At 38.9% G+C, this 22,587-nt stretch carries 11 protein-coding genes; 2 read left to right on the forward strand and 9 right to left on the reverse strand.

The features are described 5' to 3' along the window. The first annotated feature begins 4 nt into the window (after positions 1 to 4). Complete coding sequence (locus tag OLM58_RS19235) at positions 5 to 3,118, forward strand: efflux RND transporter permease subunit (RefSeq protein ID WP_264530199.1); 3,114 nt, start codon at positions 5 to 7, stop codon at positions 3,116 to 3,118. 8 nt (positions 3,119 to 3,126) lie between these two features. After that, a complete protein-coding gene (locus tag OLM58_RS19240) occupies positions 3,127 to 4,623 on the forward strand; it encodes a TolC family protein (RefSeq protein ID WP_264530200.1) in 1,497 nt (498 codons plus the stop codon). A gap of 153 nt (positions 4,624 to 4,776) precedes the next feature. On the opposite strand, the gene OLM58_RS19245 is transcribed toward OLM58_RS19240, so the two are convergent. The 9 genes from OLM58_RS19245 to OLM58_RS19285 all read right to left on the reverse strand — a co-directional run bounded on the left by OLM58_RS19245 (position 4,777) and on the right by OLM58_RS19285 (position 22,543). Continuing rightward, the gene (locus OLM58_RS19245) at positions 4,777 to 5,025 is read right to left on the reverse strand and encodes a hypothetical protein (RefSeq protein ID WP_264530201.1); all 249 of its coding nucleotides are present in this window, start codon (positions 5,023 to 5,025) and stop codon (positions 4,777 to 4,779) included. Between the two features lie 289 nt (positions 5,026 to 5,314). Further along, positions 5,315 to 8,266 (reverse strand): FAD-binding and (Fe-S)-binding domain-containing protein, encoded by a 2,952-nt coding sequence (locus OLM58_RS19250; RefSeq protein ID WP_264530202.1) that lies wholly within the window; start codon positions 8,264 to 8,266, stop codon positions 5,315 to 5,317. 146 nt (positions 8,267 to 8,412) lie between these two features. Next, positions 8,413 to 10,710: an aminotransferase class III-fold pyridoxal phosphate-dependent enzyme gene (locus OLM58_RS19255; protein WP_264530203.1), complete on the reverse strand. Its 2,298-nt coding sequence runs from the start codon at positions 10,708 to 10,710 to the stop codon at positions 8,413 to 8,415. Positions 10,711 to 10,912: 202 nt separating this feature from the next. Further along, entirely contained in the window at positions 10,913 to 13,048 is a 2,136-nt protein-coding gene (locus OLM58_RS19260; RefSeq protein WP_264530204.1) for a beta-galactosidase, read from the reverse strand. Between the two features lie 56 nt (positions 13,049 to 13,104). After that, on the reverse strand, positions 13,105 to 15,111 hold the full coding sequence (locus tag OLM58_RS19265) for an MGH1-like glycoside hydrolase domain-containing protein (RefSeq protein ID WP_264530205.1): 2,007 nt from the start codon (positions 15,109 to 15,111) through the stop codon (positions 13,105 to 13,107). Positions 15,112 to 15,297: 186 nt separating this feature from the next. Next, on the reverse strand, positions 15,298 to 16,797 hold the full coding sequence (locus OLM58_RS19270; protein WP_264530206.1) for a RagB/SusD family nutrient uptake outer membrane protein: 1,500 nt from the start codon (positions 16,795 to 16,797) through the stop codon (positions 15,298 to 15,300). A 24-nt stretch (positions 16,798 to 16,821) separates the two neighbouring features. After that, entirely contained in the window at positions 16,822 to 19,953 is a 3,132-nt protein-coding gene (locus OLM58_RS19275) for a SusC/RagA family TonB-linked outer membrane protein (RefSeq protein WP_264530207.1), read from the reverse strand. Positions 19,954 to 20,110: 157 nt separating this feature from the next. Next, a complete protein-coding gene (locus OLM58_RS19280; RefSeq protein ID WP_264530208.1) occupies positions 20,111 to 21,664 on the reverse strand; it encodes an aldehyde dehydrogenase family protein in 1,554 nt (517 codons plus the stop codon). Between the two features lie 84 nt (positions 21,665 to 21,748). Then, on the reverse strand, positions 21,749 to 22,543 hold the full coding sequence (locus OLM58_RS19285; RefSeq protein ID WP_264530209.1) for a DUF1338 domain-containing protein: 795 nt from the start codon (positions 22,541 to 22,543) through the stop codon (positions 21,749 to 21,751). Positions 22,544 to 22,587: the final 44 nt, after the last annotated feature.

Below are 22,587 nucleotides of genomic sequence, written 5' to 3' on the forward strand. Positions count from 1 at the left end.
TAAAATGATAGAGTTATTTATCAAACGAAAAATACTATCGTTAATCATTTCGGTTATGATAGTACTCCTCGGTATACTGGCCTTGTTTCAGTTGCCTATTACACAATTTCCTGATATTGTTCCGCCATCTGTAACGGTAACGGCTAAATATACAGGAGCCAATGCCGAAGTTTCGGCCAATGCCGTCGCACTGCCTTTAGAGCGCGCTATTAATGGTGTTCCCGGTATGACCTATATGTCAACGGTCACTTCAAACGACGGTCTGACGCTAATACAAGTCTTTTTTGAAGTCGGAACCGATCCGGATCTCGCAGCTGTAAACGTTCAAAACCGTGTGACTACTATACTCGATGAGTTGCCCGAAGAGGTAATTCGCGCCGGAGTAACGACCGAGAAAGAAGTGAACAGTATGCTGATGTATCTGAATATTACGAGTACGGATAAAACTCAGGACGAGCAATTTATCTTTAACTTCACCGATATCAACATTCTACAGGAACTGAAACGTATTGATGGTGTTGGAAGGGCTGAAATTATGGGGCAAAAAGAATACTCGATGCGGGTATGGCTTGATCCTCAAAAAATGCTCTCTTATGCTATATCGGCAAATGAGGTAATTGCTTCTCTTCAAAAACAAAACATCTCTGCCGCACCCGGAAAAGTAGGTGAAGGTTCCGGACAATTGGACAATCAGCTTCAATATGTGATCAAATACGGAGGAAAATTCTACGAACCTAAACAGTATGAAGAAATTCCGATTCGTGCCAATTCAGATGGAACTATTCTAAAATTAAAAGACATCTCTAAGATCGAATTTGGATCGATGAGTTACGGAATGGTTTCTAAAACCGATGGTAAACCTTCGGCTTCTATCATGCTAAAACAGCGTCCGGGTTCGAATGCTTCTGAAGTAATTGCCAGTGTAAAAGAAAAGATGGCCGAACTTCAAAAGACTTCCTTCCCTCCCGGAATGGATTACAATATTGCTTACGATGTATCGCGCTTTCTGGACGCATCGATCGATGAGGTTTTAAAAACACTCGTCGAAGCCTTTATTCTGGTAGCCTTTGTGGTTTTTATATTCCTTCAGGACTGGCGTTCTACTTTAATACCGGTTTTAGCCGTACCAGTAGCGCTTATTGGTTCGTTTGCTTTCATGTCAATGATGGGCTTTTCGATCAACCTGCTAACCTTATTTGCTTTAGTACTATCGATCGGAATTGTGGTCGACAACGCCATTGTAGTGGTCGAAGCCGTCCATGTTAAAATTTCCGAAGAACATATGGCTCCACTTCCGGCAACTATAAGTGCCATGAAAGAAATTACGGGAGCTGTTATTGCCATAACCATAGTAATGAGTGCCGTGTTTATTCCTGTTGCCTTTCTTAGCGGTCCTGTTGGAGTTTTCTACAGACAGTTCTCTTTAACCATGGCGATTAGTATCGTAATTTCAGGTATCAATGCACTTACTTTAACTCCCGCGCTCTGTGCTATTTTACTTAAACCGCATAATCCGGACGAGAAGAAAACCTCTTTACTGAATCGTTTCTTCGACGGTTTTAATAAATGGTTTGATAATGTAACCGCAGGTTATATCAAAATACTGGCAAAATTTGCAGATCGTACTACTGTTACTGCTGGATTATTGGTTTTATTCTGTCTGCTTACCTGGGGAACCAGCAAATTTGTTCCGGGTGGTTTTATTCCTTCTGAAGATCAAGGGATGGTTTATGTAAGTGTGACTACTCCTCAGGGAGCCACGGTAGAACGTACTGAAAAAGTACTGGATGAGGTTACCCGATTAGCCAAAGAAATTAAGGGAGTCGACAACGTGACTACTCTTGCCGGATACAGTATTGTCACCGAAATTGCAGGAGCTTCTTACGGAATGGGAATGATCAATTTGAAAGACTGGAAAGATCGTGATATCTCGGTTAACGAATTCATCACCAAACTGGGAGAGAAAACAAAAAACATTTCTGATGCTCAGATTGAGATTTTTGCACCGCCAACGGTACCCGGTTTTGGAAATACGAGTGGTTTTGAACTTCGCTTACTGGACAAATCCGGCGGAACGATTACTAATACCGATGCCGTAACTAAAAATTTTATCAAGGAACTCAATGCTTCACCTGAAATACAAAACTCTTTTACCAGTTTTGATGCTACTTTCCCCCAGTATTTGATTCATATTGATTACGATCAGGCAGCTAAAAAAGGAGTTTCGGTAGACAATGCCATGTCGACTCTGCAAACGATGCTGGGTTCATTTTATGCCACTAATTTTATTCGTTTCTCACAAATGTATAAAGTAATGGTTCAGGCCAGTCCTCAATTTAGGAAGAATCCCGAAAGTATTCTGGATATGTACCTTAAGAATGATGCCGGCGAAATGGTTCCGTTCTCGACCTTCATCAAACTGGAACGTGTGTACGGTCCTGAAGTTTTAACCCGATACAACATGTACATGTCGGCCATGATCAACGGAGAGCCTGCTGACGGATATAGCTCCGGTGAGGCAATTGCCGCTGTGGAGAAAATAGCTGCCGAAAAACTTCCGAGCAGGTTTGAACTGGAATGGTCAGGTATGACGCGTGAAGAAATTCTGTCCGGGAATCAGACGATTTACATTTTTGCTTTATGTATACTGTTTGTCTATTTACTTCTTGCTGCCCAATACGAAAGTTTACTGCTTCCGTTTCCGGTACTTTTAAGTTTACCTGTAGGGGTGTTTGGATCGTATCTCGCGCTTTTAATGGTTGGACTCGACAATAACATTTATGCTCAGGTAGCACTCGTCATGCTGATCGGATTACTCGCCAAAAATGCCATTCTGATTGTAGAATTTGCGATGGCGCAGAACAAAATCGGACGAGATATTACCGAGGCTGCCATCGAAGGAGCCCGACTGCGTTTCCGACCTATCTTAATGACTTCTTTTGCTTTTATTTCAGGACTGATTCCTTTATGTATCGCCTCGGGTGCGGGAGCCGTTGGTAACCGTTCCATTGGTACAGCCGCCGCCGGAGGAATGTTCATCGGAACGGTGTTTGGACTTGTTATCATACCGGGTCTTTATATACTGTTTGCAAAACTTGAAAAAGCACTGAAAAAATAAATACAATAATGAAAAAATCAATAAATCAATTTAAAGCAGTTACTGATCAAAACCATAAGTTTAAGTCATTCTCACTCCTATTGGTCACCGGAATTCTGTTATTGACAGCTTGTTCTGCTCCAAAAGTTAATGATAATCTGGCCGCTAAAGCACTGCCCAAAAATTTCGATGTTACGTCAAAAAAAGCTGCTGACAGCGGAACAACTTTTGTTCCGCTGCAAACAGCCACTTATTTTAAAGATGAAAAACTAGAACAATTATTAGACAAAGCCATGGCTCAGAATCCGGATTATTTAATCATGGAACAGCGTATTCTAATAGCCAACTCGCATCTGAAAGCAGCTAAACTGGCTTTATTGCCTTCATTGGATTTTCAGGCCGATGCTTCGGGAACTCGTTATGGAAAATACACCATGGAGGGCGTTGGTAACTTTGATACTAATTTGTCTCAGAATATATCCGACAGACAACGAATCGCAACAGGTACTACTCCAAACTTTTTTCTGGGAGGAAAAGTATCCTGGGAAGCTGATATATGGGGAAAACTAAGCAATAGGAAGAAAGCGGCACGTGACCGATATTTTGCCTCTCAACAAGGAATGCGATTGCTGAAGACTAAACTGTTAGGCGATATAGCAGAGCTGTACTACGAATTGGTAGCCTTAGACAAACAAGCGCTAATTTACAAGCGAAACCTTGATACACAACAGCATGCACTGCATATCGTTTCGGCACAGCGATCTGTTGGAAAAGCCACAGAACTTGCCGTACAGCAATTCAATGCGCAAAACAACAATATATTGGCTGAGGCAGAACAATTAAATCTTAAAATCGATCAGGCAGAAAAGGCACTACTTACACTGCTTGGAGAATACGGCGGAAAAATCGAAAGAAACACCGATTTTTCATCGGGTTATCTTAAAGTCTTAAATCAAAAAATAAGTGTAGACTCTATCATACACAAAAGACCCGATGTATCGGAAGCTTACTTTGAATTGAGGGCTACAAATGCAGATGCTAAAGCGGCTCGTGCAGCCTTCTTTCCAACTCTAAATTTAGGTGGATACGTAGGAATGAACTCCTTCTCTTTGACTACTTTTTTTGACAGCGGTTCGTTTGCCTGGCAATTATTAGGCGGAATCACTGCTCCGATATTCAATAAAGGACAAATCAAACAGGAATTTTTTACTGCCAACCGAAGACAGGAAATTTCTTTTCTTCAATATCAAAACACCATTACAACCGCTTATAACGAACTAAGTGCTTTACTGCACCGAACTGAAGCTTTTGAAAATGTGCTGAAATATAAATCTAAAGAGATTGAGCATCTTGAAATTGCTGTAAATGTTTCCAATGATTTGTATCTGAGTGGTTATGCCAATTATCTTGAAATCATCAATGCGCAAAAAAACAAATTGCAGGCCGAGCTTGATTTTGTAGAGATTCAGTTGAAAAATGCAAATGCACAAATCTTACTTTACAAAGCTTTAGGAGGTGGGATGTGATAAACATTCTGTTTCAACTTGAAACTTGAAACCTGAAACCTGAAACTTAGAACTTAGACTTAGAACAAACTATTTTAAAACAAAGAACCCCGTTTCTATACCGAAACGGGGTTCTTGTTTTTTATGCATTATTTATCGCTTACTGCAAAAGTATTATTTGTAAAACGAGATTGTATCTGCTAGGTTTTCTTTGTCTATAAAAGCGGTAATAAACTCCTGAACTTCGTTAGTACTTTCAGATCGTGTTTCAAAAGAGTTAATATGAAATTCATCATCCTGATCCAGAATATGTATGATTTCTGTATACCCTTTAGAAATTAAACTTCCTTTAAGTTTTATAATATTCAACTGTTGGCGACCATCTAATTCCTTGCGAACTTTTAGTTTTATAGCTTTTTCCATAATAGATGTTTTAAAATGACAAACCTTTAACCTCTACTCAAATTTAAATATTATTCTTTTGAATGCTTGTTAAAAAAATAAACTTAAGCTATTATTTATCAACAAACTATAAACAATTGATTAACAAGTTGCCACAGTCCTGATTACCGGAGATAAAAAAATCGTTCGTCGAAAACTATTTCTACTACACTTTTTGTTTTTTTGAAAGTTAAACACCTTTATTTCAGCGATAAAACCTATTTTCTACATTTTAGAATTATTTAAAAACTCAAAAACGGTCCATTACAGCCTATTTTAACGCTTTATACAAGATCTCAACAGGATGTTGTGCTTTTCTACCTGTACCATCAGCAATCTGATGCCTGCAGCTGGTACCTGAGGCAGAGATTAGAGTGGCTTCTTCTTCAGAACGAATGGCTGGAAACAAAACCAACTCTCCTATTTTCATCGACAACTCATAGTGCTCTTTTTCATAGCCAAAAGACCCGGCCATGCCACAGCAACCACTCGGAATGTTCAAAACGGTATAATTTACGGGCAAAGTCAGTATCTTTTTAAGAGGTACCAATGACGATAAGGCTTTTTGAAAACAATGTCCGTGCATGCGTACACGCTCAGGCTTATTAGTAAAACTATCAGAAGAAATTCTGCCTTCCTCCAGTTCTTTTGCCAAAAATTCCTCGATCAGGAAAGCTTTTGCAGCATAGTTTTTTGCTTTCACTTGTAATTCTCCTCGACATAAATCGGGATACTCGTCCCTAAAACTTAAGATCGCCGAGGGTTCAATTCCAATCAGAATACCATCCTGTGGAATCGCCTGCTCAAAATCTCTAATGTTTTGTTCGGCAATTTCACGTGCTTCTTTTAACATTCCTTTCGAAAGATAAGTTCTGCCGCTAATCCCAATTTTTGGAATTTCGACCTGATAACCCAAACGATTCAGCAATTGTACCGCAGTCTGCCCTATTTCAACATCATAATAATTTAAAAATTCATCGTTGTACAGGTATACTTTTCCGTTACTAAAATCACCCTTTTGACGATACGTTTTCATCCACTTGGCGAAAGTAATTTTATGCATCAAAGGCAATTTTCGTGCTGTAGCAAAACCTGTTGTTTTCTTAACCACATTCCCAAAGACCCCTTTTGTGGATAAATTATACATCCACGGAATCGCGGCAAACCTTTTGTTTATTTTAGGAGTATTCCCGATAAGTCTGGAACGAAATTTAACTCCATTTTTGTCGTGATATTGTTGTAACGTTTCGGCTTTTAATTTGGCCATATCCACATTAGAAGGACATTCTGATTTACAGCCTTTACAGCTCAAACACAAATCTAAAACGTCAACAAGATTATCATCATCAAACTTATTAGCCTGGGTAGAGTTGGTTATCGTCTCTCTCAGCATGTTTGCTCTGGCGCGCGTGGTATGTTTTTCGTCCCGTGTTGCCATATAACTCGGACACATGGTGCCACCGCTTTTTTCGGTTTTTCGGCAATCTCCGGATCCGTTACACATCTCGGCAGCACGCAAGATTCCATTGTGTTCCGAAAAATCAAAATAGGTTTCCGGCATCGGAGTATCCTGTCCGGCGGTATACCTTAAGTTTGTATCCATCGGTGGTGTATTCACAATTTTACCAGGATTGAAAATACCCCATGGATCCCAGACTTCCTTAATCTGAACAAACAATTGATAGATTTCCTCTCCTAACATCAGCGGAATAAATTCCCCTCTAAGTCTTCCATCTCCATGTTCTCCGCTTAAAGAGCCTTTGTACTTTTTAACCAAATGCGCAATGTCTGTCGCAATAGTTCTGAAAAGTATAGTCCCTTCTTCCGTTTTTAAATCAATTATAGGACGAAGATGCAATTCTCCTGTTGCCGCATGCGCATAGTGTACACAATTTAGATTTCGCTTTTTTAAGACCGCATTAAAATCTTCTATAAAATCCGGTAAATCGTTTACGTCTACTGCTGTATCTTCAATTACGGCAACCGCTTTGGCATCACCGGGAATATTAGACAGCAAACCCAGTCCTGCTTTACGCAAAGCCCACACTTTATTGGTATCCTCGCCATAAACAATTGGGAAATGATACCCTAAATTTTTAGAACGCAGCAAAGCTTCCATTTCTTTGGCAATGGTGTCAATTTCTTCAGGAGAGTCTCTTAAAAATTCAACGGCTAAAATTGCCTGAGGATCTCCCTTTACAAAAAAACGATTCTTGCTTTGCTCAATATTTTCTTTTGTACATTCCAGAATATAATGATCGATTAATTCCACACTGTCCGGTTGAAATTTTAAAGCCTCAATATTGGCTTTAAGTGATTCATTAATACTTTCAAAATGAATGCACACCAATGCAGAATAAGGTTTTAACGCGTCGACCAAATTCAATTTTATAGCAGTCGAAAAGAACAAAGTTCCTTCAGATCCTGCTATTAATTTGCAGAAGTTGAATTGCTCTTCTAAATCTTTAAAAGGCATTGTATCGGCCAGTAAATCTAAAGCATAACCGGTATTTCTTCTGGGAATTGATTTTTTAGGAAAATGGTCTTCAAACAAAATTTGGTTTGAGGCTGACGACAGTATTTCTTTTGCCTGAACATAAATGGCCTTTTCTAAGGGGCTTACCACATTAATTCCGTTGCACTTATCTTCAAATTCAGGATTGGTTAACGCGCCAAATGTGACTTCGTGACCATCGGCCAAAAAACCTTTGATTTCAAGCACATGTTCGCGGGTCGATCCATAAATAACGGATCTTGCACCGCAGGCATTGTTACCCACCATACCGCCAATCATACAGCGATTGCTCGTTGAAGTCTCAGGTCCGAAAAACAACTTATAAGATTTCAAATGAAGGTTCAGTTCATCACGTATAACTCCGGGCTCGACCCATGCCGTTTTAGCGATCTCATCGACCGATATAATTTTGGTAAACTCCTGTGAAATATCTACTATGATTCCGTTCCCCACAACCTGTCCCGCCAGCGATGTTCCGGCAGCACGCGGAATTACACTGCTTTTATGCTCTCTCGCAAAAGCAATGATCTTTTGAATATCTTCCTTTGTTTTTGGAATAGCAACTGCGAGCGGCATTTCTTTATAGGCACTCGCATCAGTTGCATAAAGCAAGCGCATGGTATGATCGTAGAATAATTTACCTTCTAATTGTTTTTCGAGACTTTCAAGAGGAACGGTAGCCTTAGAAAGAATAGTATGGTTATTCATTTTTATTCTTTTATTAATTGGAGTTTGTCATTTCGAGGAACGAGAAATCTTCGCAAGTAATTCGACAAAGTATTTCAATCTTTGTAGAATATTGATGTGAAGATTTCTCGTTCCTCGAAATGACAATATTGTGTATTACTAGGTGCCTACAACTCGCTTAAAGCAATATCTAATAATCGCACCATTTCATCAGCGTTTTGTTTGTTGAATGTCATAGGAGGTTTTATTTTCAAAACATTGTGTAAAGGTCCATCGGTACTTAATAAATAACTATGAGCTTTCATCTTTTCTACTACAATATCTATTTCAGGAACAGCAGGTTCCATGGTCGTTCTGTCTTTTACCATTTCGGCACCAACAAACAGACCATGTCCGCGAACATCACTAATAATTGGATATTTCGTCATTAACTTTCTAAGACCATCCATTAAATGATTTCCCGTTTCCAGAGCATGCTGCTGCATTTCTTCTTCCTGAATCACATCCAATACGGCCAATCCTGTAGTCATCGATACGGGATTACCGCCAAAGGTGTTAAAATACTCCATTCCGTTGTTGAAGGCATCCGCAATTTCTTCCGTTACAATCACCGCAGCCAGAGGATGTCCGTTACCAATTGGTTTTCCTAATACAACGATATCCGGAACTACATTTTGTAATTCGAAGCCCCAAAAGTGGTCTCCGATTCGTCCAAATCCAACCTGAACTTCATCAGCAATACAAACTCCTCCGGCAGCTCTGACATAATCATACGCTGTTTTTAAATAATTTTCCGGTAACGGGATCTGACCTCCTACTCCCAATAAGGTTTCACAGATGAATACCGCAGGAGCTTTGTCCTCTTTCTGCAGATCTTCTATAATTCTTTGCACATCGGCTGCGTATTTTTCTCCCGCATTGGTATCTCCATATTTATAAGGGCCGCGATACAAATCAGGATTAATCGCCTTGTGTATCCAAGGCATCTGACCGAATCCTCCTTTACTGTCAAATTTATACGGACTCATTTCCATTGCAACGGTAGAAGTTCCGTGATAGGCATGATCCAATACAATAATATCTTTTTGTTTGGTAAAATGACGGCTCATTCGAATCGCCAGATCATTGGCCTCACTCCCCGAATTCACGAAATAACAAACGCTCAGCTTTGAAGGTAAGGTTGCTGTAAGTTTTTCGGCATAAGCTGTTATAGCGTCATTTAAATATCGGGTATTGGTATTTAAAGTGGCAATCTGTTTCTGCATTTTTCGAACCACGACCGGATGACAATGTCCCACATGCGAAGGATTATTGACACAATCTATAAAGGTTCTTCCCTTATCATCGTACAAATATTGCAAAGCACCTTTTACAATTTTCAATTTGTCCTGATAACCAATGCTTAAATTACGTCCTATTTTCTTTTTTCTAACTTCCAATAAATCACTGTAGTCATCCGTAGTAATTACTCCTTCAAAACCACAGGCTTTTCTAAAAGCATCCTGCGCTTTGATTGGATTAATCTGAATCAGTTTAAACAATAGATTCCATGCTGGTTTTTCGGTAATAAAATGGTGTTCGTTGTTGCTGTCTAATGAGGCATTGTAAGCCGATTGTGTTACACTGATGCAAAGTCTTCCGGCAATCAGGTAATACAATACATCCAATTCCTGCTCGGTTAAAGCATACGATTTATGGTATCCTTCAACGATCAATGCTGCAACGGCCAGCGGATCTTCTTCATCCAGCATGGCATACGTACAGGCTATCGCTAAATTGTTGATTAAAGCAGTATAAACCATATCTCCAAAATCGATTAAACCGCTAACATGATTGTCCTGTACCAGTACATTATAATCATTGGCATCGTTATGCACATACGCATGACGCAAGCGATGCAATTGAGGCAAGACTTCAGTATCAAACTGCAAGAGGAAATATCCCGCAATACGCCTTTTTTCGTGATTTAGAATGTATTTTAAATTGTCTGCTGCTTCACTCGCACGACTGATGTCCCAAGTGTAATTGCGGTGCATGGCAGGATGTGAGAAATCCTGTAAAGCATGATCCATCTTTCCTAAAAAGCTTCCCAGGTCATACTGTAATTCTTTTGTTTTAGCTTTTTCATCCACCCAAAAAACACCTTCCAAAAAGTTCAGTATTCTGATATAGTATGTTTGAGAATTACCAACAATTTTGGTCAGTTCTTCTCCATGTTTATTGATACTGAAATGCTGAAAACAATTTGAAACAGGGCTCTTTTTTAGATGCTGAATGATATTGATCTGCGCTTCTAAAAAAGGAAATGGGTGACTTTCGTTTGAAACTTTTAGAATATACTTTTCATTCTTCTCATTTGATAAAAGAAAGTTCAGTTCGTCATATCCATTTAATGCTTTTACGGTAACGGTTAATCCGTAATGTTCTTTTACTAAATCCTGAATAGTTGCTTCTGAAAAAATCATTGATACTATATTAAAATTGTTTTTTATTTTTTTGCCGCGAATTTCACAAATTAACGCGAATAATATTTTGTTTGTTTTCCCAATCTGACAAACCTTTTATCGCCACGACCCGAGCGATAGCGGAGGGACGAAGTAATTCACGAATTATTATGCGCATACTTTAAAAAAATTCGTGCTCATTGGTGAAATTCGTGTCTGACTTTTATTTCCAAATAATCGCCTGAGCCGGTTGTAAAGGATTTTGTCCGACCAAAATTTTGCTTCCTTGAGGAATTGGTAACTGTATCGGCTCATTGGTATAATTTACTCCTGTGTAAAATCCGTCTCTCCATTCTACAAAAACCCCTTTTGGCAAATCTTCGATAGCAACTTTGGAACGTTCGTAAACCGATCTCACCACTTGTCTTTCCAGATCACCATCTTTACTCTCTGCTCCTACATACGTAACCGTTCCTTTCCCCAGTTTTCTGGTAATTGCTGCCGCTTTTCCTTTATAAAACTGATCAGCATACGTTGCTAAAACTTCTGTTCCCGCTTTCGGACTTAAAACATCTGCCCAGCTATTCCATTTATAGGTATTGTTTCCAGAACTTATGGTTCCATTTACATCCGCCACAAGCATATCAAAAAAGTCTACATCAGCACCAATTAACGGAACGATAGGTGCACTCCATTTAGCCTCAAAGAAATGCCCGTTTTTATCTTTCTGACCGGTACGGCAGGACAAAATCAGGTTACCACCATTTTCTACGTATTTCGTCCACTTGTCAACCAATTTCTGATCGATCAGCTGATAAGCCGGTGCTACAATAAACGGATAAGCAGAAAAATCATCTTCTTCTGTAATAAAATCCATTGGTGCACCGGTTGATTTTATTGCTGAAGTATAGGTATTTCGATGTCTCCACGTACTCCAGAACTCCGTTTGTTTTTGGTTTTCCAAATCCCACAGATTCTCATGACTCCATAAAAATCCTGTTTTTCTTTTGGCAAGATCAGCAGGAAGTACCGCTTTCGGATTGTACTCTTTTCGAAGCAGTTTCATATCTTCGATTGACTGTACAAACTCTTTTCCTCCTGTAGTCAAGGTTACACCATCCGTGCCTACGATTCCGTCATGGTACATCTCACTGCTTCCCAGCGGATGTCTGTATCGATAGGTGCAGGTGAAAGAGCAGCCTCCTCCAAAAGCTTGTGAAATCCACATATGAACGGTTCCCGGAAGCAATTGCGGATTAATACTCGCCCAGTTCACTTGACCCGGCTGCATTTCCATAACTCCGGTAACTCCGTTAATCGATCTGTAATAATCATTCGCTTCCGATATTTTATTCGGATGCCCCATTCTAAAATTCTGACCTCCTAATTGATTTCTCCCACTAACCGGATACATGGTATAGGTAGCAAAATCCATCTTATCGGTTCTTCTTGGGTCTGCACCATAAACTACATTTGTATAGTTGGTCGTAATCCATTGTTTTGGATCAACATATTTTCGAAGTGTTTCTGCCTGTAAATTCAAATATTCGGCTTGTGAATCTGCCGTGAATCTTTTGAAATCTAATATGGCATGCGGACTCAGTTTGTCTTCAAAATAAATCTCAGCATTTGGAATGGCTATCTGTTCGAAGTTGTTATAGCGAATACTCCAAAAACTTCCCAGCCACTCGGCATTCAATTTTTCGATTGTACCGTATTTTGCCTTTAACCATTTTTGAAATCCTTTTTGTGCAGATGGACTAAAATCATCCGGAGCTCCCGGCTCGTTATCCACTTGCCAGCCCATAATGTTTTTATTTTTTCCGTATCTTTTTCCTAGTTCAGTCACTATCTTTTCGACAAATGCTCTGTACTTTTCATTTGAAACCGATTGATTGGCTCTGTTTCCATGCTCTCTGCGACGTCCGCTTGCATCTACCAGATAAATTTCAGGGTACTTTTCCCCCATCCATGCCGGCGGAGTTGGTGTTGGGGTGCAAAGAATCACTTTTAAACCTTCTTTTTCGGCGATTGCCAAAGCGTCATCGAGCCATTTAAAGTCATACTTCCCTTCTTCCGGTTCCATATACGTCCAGGCAAATTCTGCAAAATGCGTGAATTCAAATCCCAGTTTTTTGATGTTTTTTAAGTCGCGTTCCCATTGCTCTCTAGGCCATTGCTCCGGATAATAATAAACACCAATCTGCATCAAATCAGGCTTTGAGAAAAAACGCTGTGGATCTTTTTTTTCTGTCGCTGTAGTTTTTTTCGTTTGAGCAAAAACAGGTACCAAATGGCAATTTGCAATAAGCAATCCTGTTGCTACTATTTTTGTGAATGATATTTTTTGGTTGAACATACTTTGTACTGTTGTTGTGTTAATCAAATTTAGATAGTTTTTCTTAACTCGCTTCACTATTTATCTTCTAAAAGCAGCATTAAATAATGAGAAGCCGACCAGCTAAAGTTGTAAGCTTCTAGTCCTCTTCCGGTAATGGGCTGATAATTTTCTCTGATAGAAGTTCCTTTGTCCAAAACTCCTTCGGCATTGTAAATTAATTTATGAGCCAGTTCGTTTGCTTCTTTCACATAGCCATACTTTTCCAGTCCGTTTATACCAAAATAACTTTGATCAAGCCAGACAGGTCCTCTCCAATACCCATTATCCGGTTTGAACTTTGGATGATTGGCTGCCAGTGTCGGTAAAGGAACAAAAGTGTTCAAACTGGCCGTATCAAGCATGTTTTGTTTGGCTAACTGAGCTTGCTCAGCAGTAGCAACTTCTGCCCAAACAGGCAAATATCCTTCACAACCCATTGCTTTTATCAACGTTTTTCCATCGATAGTCGTATCGTAAAACCAACCTGTAGCAGCATCCCAAAACTGATTTTGAATTTTAACTTTCAAAACAGTACTTTCTCCCTTCCATTTTTTCGATTCTTCTGTTAATTTTAAAACTTCTGCCATCTTCTGCAAATAATTTTTCTCGGCATATAAAAAGGAATTTAAATCTACACTTTCCTGATCTAACGAAAAGGCTTTTTCACCGTTTTTCAGAATTTTACTGTCGTCAAAACGAACGGCATTGTCCATTCCGCTTTCCCATTTGGCAGCAATCACTGTTCCGTCTGTGGAACCAAATTCACACAAACCATCCTGATCGTGATCGCGGTCTTTGTACCACCAATTGTGATATAATTTCAACTTCGGATAAAACTCTTTTATGAAAGTAACGTCTTTTGATTTTTCATAAATTTTCCAGATGGCCCAGGCTGCAAGCGGTGCCTTAGTATTTCGGTAATTGTTTTCTTCCAGAAGATTGTTTCTGTAAATACAATCCGGAATAAATCCGTTTGGTTCCTGATAATCAAATAAAGCACGCATCTGATCTTTTGCCAGGGCTGGATTATAATTGGCAACTGCAACAGCATGTTTCCAGCTGTCCCACGCCCAGAAGCCATGAAACCATTCGTAATTGTAACTCGGAAAAAGTCCACCATGTTTCAAGCCTTCAGCGGCAATTCGGCTATTATTTTGTAAAGTCAATAGCAGTTTAGCAATCAAATTAGAGTAAACGGCCTCTTTGTAAATATTTTTCTTTCTGGCAATTAATTGCACCAGTTGATTTTCTTTTTCTTTTTGTGTGTTGTTTAGTAAGGTATTGAATGCCGTTTTAGCAATGCTTTCATTTTCTGTTTTCCAGGAATACTGAGAAAAAATGAAGGTTTGTGAAACCACTATTTCTTTAGTTTCATTTGGTTTTAAAACCAATTTCCCGGTTTGAGCCTTGTAGCCCTGATTCGTAATTTCAATTTCAGGAGTACTATTCAAGAACTGAATGTATCCTGTCGCTGTACTTTTAGCCGAAACAATTTTTAAAGTTTTATCTTCTTTTGAAAGCTTCAAATCATTTAAAAAAAGTGTTGAGTGGTAGGACGGAAAAAGGGTTACTGTTTTTCCTGATGTGTTTGTAATGCTTGTTTTTTGTAAAGCCGAATGACCGGATAAGTAAACCAACTGCTGTTTTACCGTTAACTTTTCGTTTTTAAACTCCTGTTCCAAATGACTGTTGTAGCTGTTCTGGTTCACCAGTGTATTTTTCCATTGAATGGCTTCTTTTTTGTTTTCATCCGTAAGCTGTAAAGAAACAAACGAAGGACTTAACCAGACACCATTTTGTTCTGTCATTAAAAAAGGCCCAGAAAATCCGGCCTCCACTACTGACGGTTCTAAAAATCCAAATCCAAACCAAGCCCCTTTATCTGAAAACGCCAGTGATTTTCGATCAGTAGCATTTGTGGGGTTACCTTTATAGTTTATGCTGTTTTGAGCCGCTTCTAAATTTGGATATTTCTTTTGAGACCAGCCTGACTGAACTATAAAAAAGGACGCAAGAATAAAAAGTATTTCCTTTTTTCTCATGTTATTTTGTTTTTATGATGTGTTATTATGGATAAAATGAAGTCAGCACAAACAATCGCTGTCTTATTTATCAGATAAAAAGAATAGCCCGAAAATTAGGCTATTCTTTTTAAAGTTATATCAATTTCATTTCTATTTTAATCCAATATTTTCATATTATATCGGCATTAAAATCAATTAATCGAATTAATTTGTTTGTAATTCCGTTAATGGAATCGGATAAAAATTGTTTTTTGCTGCATCAAAACCGCTACGTCCTACTGCATCAAGTGCTGCTTTTGTTTTCCCCCAACGGCGTAAATCATAAAAACGGTAGTTTTCTAATGGAAACTCTATGATTCTTTCGTGTTCAATCTGAGCTTTAACAGCTGCTGCAGTTGTTCCGGTCATCGCTGGCATATCAGCTCTTTCACGAACTTTATTGATGTATGGAATAGCTTCTCCGGTACGTCCTAACTCGTTCAGTGCCTCAGCCTGCATTAACAATACATTCGCATATCGCATCAAAGGAATATTAATTGCTGTAAACTCCTGATTCATTTTGTCCTGAGTACTTGGAATGTATCTGCGATACACCGGTTTGTCTTTACCCTCAAACTTTTCATCATAAGTTGTGCCTAATACCAAAGGATTATTGGTATCATTAAAATAAGGATCATTAAAGAAAATAGTACTGTAAAAACGCGTATCATAATTTCCTGTAGTTGCAATTTTTCCTTCTTTTTTGAATTCGTTTATCAACATAGGGCTTGGCAAAATTTCATCCCATCCGCCAAGTTCTCCCGCAGCCATCCAATAATGAAGCGCATTACGGTAGAAAGCACCGTTAGCGGTAGTTTCGGAAAATTGCAATTCAAAAATAGACTCTTTACTGTTTTTTACAGTACCGTCAAACATAGAAACATAATCCTTCACTAACTCATAACCCTGAACTTTATTCAATGCCGTAAGCGCTTCATTTAAAAAAGCTTGTTTTTGAGCCGTTTCTTCATAAGCTCTGGTTAAATAAGCAAATCCAAGGTAACTGTTGGCTGCTCCGCTTGTTGCACGACCTGTTTTATCTGAAGTTTGTTTCGCAGGAAGTATATCTGCCACAGCTTTAAATTCTTTTGTGATAAAATCCCAGGCCTCCGGTCTTGTTGATAGCGGAACATTTAAATCGCTTTCTTTGGTTACATATTTATCTCTAACATAAATTTTATCCCAGTTCAAAAGCAATTTCATGTGGTAATAAGCACGTAAGAAACGGGCTTCGGCCTCAATTTGTTTTCGGTCAGCTTCTGTTATAGTGGAAGCCGGAACCTTTGGCAATTTATCAATAACCTGATTGGCATTACTGATCCCTCTGTAATTAATTTTCCAATAACTGGTGAACTGACTGTTCCCATTCGTATAAGTAAAAGTAGAAAGTTCAACCCAGTTTTGGTAGTTCAAAGCATCGCTTCCCAATTCGTTTATGTCTTCACGATATGCTTCTACCGGCCATTTTATTTCGGCAAAAGTCCATTCGTTGGTGGCACATTCAAGCTGTCCATAAGTTGCAGCCAAAGCAGATTCGGCATCGGCCTTATTTCTCCAGAAATTTTCAGAGGTCAGTTCGTCCGGAGATTGCTGCTCCAGATAATCACTACAACTTGTAATAGAGAACAAACCTATAGTGGATAATAATAAAAATATCTTTTTCATGATGATGTCTTTTATAAAATAGAATTAAAATATATACTGGATACCCGATACAAACGATCTTGTAAATGGATACACAAAACGATCAATACCGGTATTAAGTACCGAAGCACGTGAAAACTCAGGATCAATACCTGAATAATTAGTGATCGTAAATAAATTCTCTGCACTGATATAAATTCTAAGCTTGTCTATTTTGGCTTTGCCTAACATTTTGCTTGGAATAGTATATCCGAGCTGCAATTGACGCATTCTTATAAAATTTCCGCTTTCCAGAAAACGATCAGACTCACGGCTGTTTCCGTTAGGATCCTGCAATACAGCTCTTGGAATATCACTACGGTTATCCGGTGTCCATGAGTTTAGTGTAGAAGCCAGCATATTTGTTCCTGAATTCATAGACTCATAAAAATAACGGTTTCCGTTGTACAATTTATTCCCCCAACCGCTTCCAATCAATGCTGAGAAATCAAACCCTTTGTAGCTGGCTCCCAATGTAAGGTTAACTTCTACTTTTGGCAATCCTGTTCCTGCATAAGCTTTGTCGTTATCATCTATAACACCGTCTCCGTTTATATCTTTAAAACGAATATCACCCGGCTGTGCATTTGGCTGTAATAAAACACCATTTTTATTATGAGCATTTACTTCTTCAACCGATTGAAAAATACCATCTGTTTTGTACAGGTAGAATCCACTAATTGGGCTTCCTACACGTGCCTGAGTTGGAAAATGTTCGGCATTGAATTTTAATCCTTCTCCATAAATAGTCTGACCTTCATTTGCTAATGATATTACTTTATTTTTAAGAGTTGTAAAATTCAAACCAGCATTGTATTTGAATTCATTAACCTGATCGCGGTAATTTACTTCAAATTCAAAACCGCTGTTGCTAATCTTACCTACGTTAAGAATCGGGTCATCAACTCCTGCAGATGGAGCCAATTTTTTTGTAATCAGCAAATTGTCAGTCACATTGTGATAATAGTTCATCGAACCGCTGATTTTTCCTTTCAAAAGAGTATAATCAATACCAATATTTTTAGAATCTGTAGTTTCCCACTGTAAATTTCTGTTTTCTAATGCTATCGCAATACTTCCCGGCCAAGGATTACTACCGATTCCCTGTACATAACCTGAACCTAACTTGTTACCTGTATTTATTAAGGTATTTGCAGAATAGTATCCTAAAGCTGCTTCGTTACCCAATTGTCCCCAGCTGGCGCGTAGTTTTAAAGTAGAGATAAAAATATCTTTTGGGAAGAAATCTTCCTGCTCGATTTTCCAACCTAAGGCGATAGACGGGAAAGTTCCCCAACGGCTGTCAGCTCCAAACTTAGAAGAACCGTCTCTTCTAACCGTCATTTGTAATAAATAACGATCGTTATAAGAATAGTTTAACCTTCCAAAGAAAGAAACACGATTGTATTGAAATTTAGAACCATTGGCTGTATAAGTTCCTCCTTTTCCGGCTCCGATCGTTTCAAAACCAGGATCCAGGAAACCTGAAGGACGGTCTATAGAAACTAACTGTCCATTTTCTACTGTATAATCTGTTGTCTTTCCTTCAGCACTTACCTCATTCCAGTTAGAGGCCTGACTGTTAAATGTATTACCCAGCATCAGACCGAAAACGTGTTTACCAAAAGTTTTGTCGACTGTAATTATGTTGTCTAATATCTGCTCGTTCCAGGTCTTTCTCAACTCCCATTGTAACGGATAAAGGTGTACTTCTTTCGGATTGGCAATAAATGGAGGAAAATGAGCCGTTTGTTGGTTGTTTTTCACACGGTAAGAATAGGCTAATTTGTATTTCAACCATGGTGCAATATTGGCTGTTGCAGCAATATTAGCTGTGATATCCTGCCCAATGTCATTACTTTTCCTAAAATGCTCTTCGGCGACCGGGTTCGTCCCGGCAGGTAAACCATTTTTATTGGTTAGACCATAACCGTATTGTTCATTATCATCATAAACCGGAACTAATGGAGACATCGTATACACCTCTTTCAATTGAAAATTAGGCAACGCATTTTGGGTTCCGATATAAGCCATTTTACCGTCTATATCAAAAATCGATTTTTTGAAACTTACTCTTGCACTACCCGTTTGAGAACCAAACTGATTGTCGATAATAATTCCTTTTTGCTTTACAAAGTTTCCGTATAAAGCAAATTTAAAATCACCTTGTCTTCCCTGAATTCCCAAACCGTAGTTTTGTGTAAATCCGGAACGGAAAACTTCATCCTGCCAGTCTGTATTAACATCAGACGGAGCCGTGATATAAGCCGGAAGCGCTTTTGGTGAAGTCGCATACTTATTGTACTCATCGTACATTCTTTTATGAACTGTGCGATATCCGTCAGCATCCAATAAATCTAATGTTTTTGATGGATTGGTGATACTTAAAAAAGAGCTGAAATCTATTTTTACACCCTCTTTTTGTCCATTTTTAGTAGTTACGATAATGACACCATTTGCAGCAACAGATCCGTAAATTGCAGCTGCAGCACCATCTTTCAGTACCTCCATCGATTCGATATTGGTTGGATTTATCGTATTAATATCTCCCTGAAATCCGTCAATAATGTAAAGTGGTTCTGTAGCTCCAAAGGTATTTACCCCACGGATTTTTACGCTCACAGAAGCTCCTGCCACACCACCACTTTTCTGCACGTTTACCCCCGCTACTAGGCCCTGAAGTGCTTCAGCAGGACTTGTCGTTGCTCTGGTTTCTAAGCTTTCTTTTTTAACAGTAGAAATAGCTCCCGTAACGTTGCTTTTCTTCTGAGAACCATAACCAATAACGACTACTTCATTCAGTTTATTGGTTTCTTCCTGCATGGTAATATTAAGCTCACCACGGTTGTTTACAGCCTCACTTTTCTCTATAAATCCCATATAGGAGAAAACGATAACCGGATTCACAAGACTTGATGAATACACCAAAGTATAATTTCCATCAATATCTGTTGCCGCATTGTATTTAGAGTCTTTAATAGAAATACTCACACCCGGCAACGTATTGTTCTTGTCATCAGTAACTTTTCCGGAAATGGTCTTTTGTGCTTGATTTGCTTGCGCAAAATTGATGTTTGGCAACCACAAGCATAACAATAAAGGAAGAAAATAGAACTTCCTACTGAGTAGTTTTTTCATTTTGGTAATGGTTTTGGTTAATTAAAAATTCGCTTTTTTTAGTTTTTTTTTATTTGTAGGTAAGCACTTTATAAGACATTCGATAGCAGAACTGTCTTATAAAGTGCGGTATTCTCTTTGATTTGACTTTCAGAAAAACTGTTGGTATTCCTTTCTTTTATAAGTCAAACTTTATTCCTTGTGCCAATGGCAGACTAGTAGTATAATTAATGGTATTGGTTTGTCTGCGCATGTACACTTTCCAGGCATCGGAGCCGGATTCTCTCCCACCGCCTGTTTCTTTTTCTCCACCAAAAGCACCGCCAATTTCAGCACCGGAAGTACCGATGTTGACATTCGCAATACCGCAGTCAGAGCCTGTAACCGATAAAAACAATTCGGCTTCTCTTAAATTATTAGTCATGATTGCTGAGGATAAGCCTTGTGCGACTCCATTTTGAATGGCAATCGCATTTTCGACAGTCCCTGAGTATTTTAATAAATATAAAACCGGAGCAAAAGTTTCGTGCTGTACGATTTCAAATGAGTTATCAGCCTCTGCGATAGCGGGCTTTACATAACAGCCGCTTTCATATCCTGAACCTGAAAGTACACCACCTTCAACCAGAATTTTTCCTCCTTCGGCTACTACTTTTCGTAGTGCCTGCTGGTACATTTCAACTGCCTGAGTATCGATCAACGGACCAACATGGTTCTTTTCGTCCAACGGATTCCCGATACGCAATTGCTTGTAAGCAGCCACTATAGCATCTTTTACTTTGTCGAATATACTTTCGTGAATGATTAAACGGCGTGTCGATGTACATCTTTGTCCCGCAGTTCCAACGGCACCAAAAACAGCACCGATAACCGTCATTTTAATATCAGCATCCGGAGTTACAATGATGGCATTGTTTCCTCCCAACTCCAATAATGATTTTCCTAAACGTCCTGCAACTACCTGCGCTACAATTTTTCCCATGCGGGTCGAACCTGTAGCCGAGATCAAAGGAACACGTGTATCCTTTGTCAGTAACTCTCCAATGGTATAGTCTCCATTGATCAAACCTGAAATACCTTCCGGTAAATTATTCTCTTTGATAACCTCACTTATAATATTTTGACAAGCTATGGCACAAATCGGCGTTTTCTCTGATGGTTTCCAAACGCAAACATCTCCACAAATCCAGGCCAGGGCAGTATTCCAAGCCCAAACAGCCACCGGAAAGTTAAAAGCCGAAATAATTCCAACTACTCCCAACGAATGATACTGTTCGTACATACGATGTCCCGGACGTTCTGAATGCATCGTTAATCCGTGAAGCTGACGGGAAAGTCCAACTGCAAAATCGCAGATATCAATCATTTCCTGCACCTCACCATAACCTTCCTGCAAAGATTTTCCCATTTCGTAAGAAACCAATTTTCCTAATGCCTCTTTGTGCACACGCAACTTTTCCCCAAACTGACGTACAATTTCTCCACGCTGTGGTGCCGGCATCAGTCTGAACTGCTTGAAAGCAGCTGTCGCAGCCTCCATCACTTTTTCATAATCGGCAGCAGTTGATGTTTTAACTTTTGCGATCAATTGTCCGTCTACCGGAGAATAACTCTCCAGAATTTCTCCTCCCGAAAAATGATTCAATCCCGTTGAAGTTCCCTCATTAACTTCTTTTATTCCCAATTGGTTTAAAGCTTCCTTTATTCCGAATTGTAATTCTGTTACTGCCATTATGACTTTTTTTAAAATAGGTTCTCCAGTTTTAAATTATAAAAAACTGATTATGATAACGATAACTATGCTTAATTCCTGTAATTATTTAGCCTCTTGCAGCTTTACATCTGTACTTTCAAATATTTTATCGGCAGATGAAGCTACAAATCCCTGATACAATTCGCCATTCGCCATTGGGTAACGAAGAGCAAACTCATAATAACAAGATGGAATTTCTAAAGTCCCCTCTTCAAAATTGACCACATACAAATCAGCAAGTGTGCTTGATTGCTCTAATAATTGCTCCGGAGTACCTTTGATTTTTCCACCGGAAGCATTCAGTTTCCATCCACTGTTTTCCAGAAAAGTATTAAGCTCTTCTAGGGTGTTAAACCCTTTTAAAGCATTGGTACTAATTGTAAAGTGATTGGCTCTGAAACCGTAAACATACATCCAGGCCGCATACTCCGATTCCTCTAGTAAAGATTTATAGATGGCCTGTGAATTCCCTTTCCATACCGATCCGCTTAAAACTAATTGAGGATCGTTAAACAAGTTCTGATCACAACTGTTCAGGATATTCTGTACCGTATCCTGCAACTCAGAGGAACATTTTTCTAATTCCAGCTCCGATATAAAAATTCTTGGTGCATCTTTATCGGTAGCGTGCTCATAATGTCTGGCAAAAAGTTTTTTACTTTCAAAATTATATTCTCCTTTTGCTTCATAACCAACATTCAGGAAAGGCTTTTCCAAAACCTCAATATTTACTCGTTTGTCATTAAAAGTACGAATCGCTATATGGTCATTTTTTATCTCTTCTCCTCTTTCTTCCAGTAATTCATGTATTCTTCTTGCAGATGGGGTAATATTGGCATATTGCTCCCATAATTTCATAAGTAATTGATTTTTATCCATTTCCGTTTTGTTAAAATAGTGTG

The sequence above is a fragment of the Flavobacterium sp. N502540 genome, from assembly GCF_025947365.1.
Classification (GTDB): Bacteria; Bacteroidota; Bacteroidia; order Flavobacteriales; family Flavobacteriaceae; genus Flavobacterium.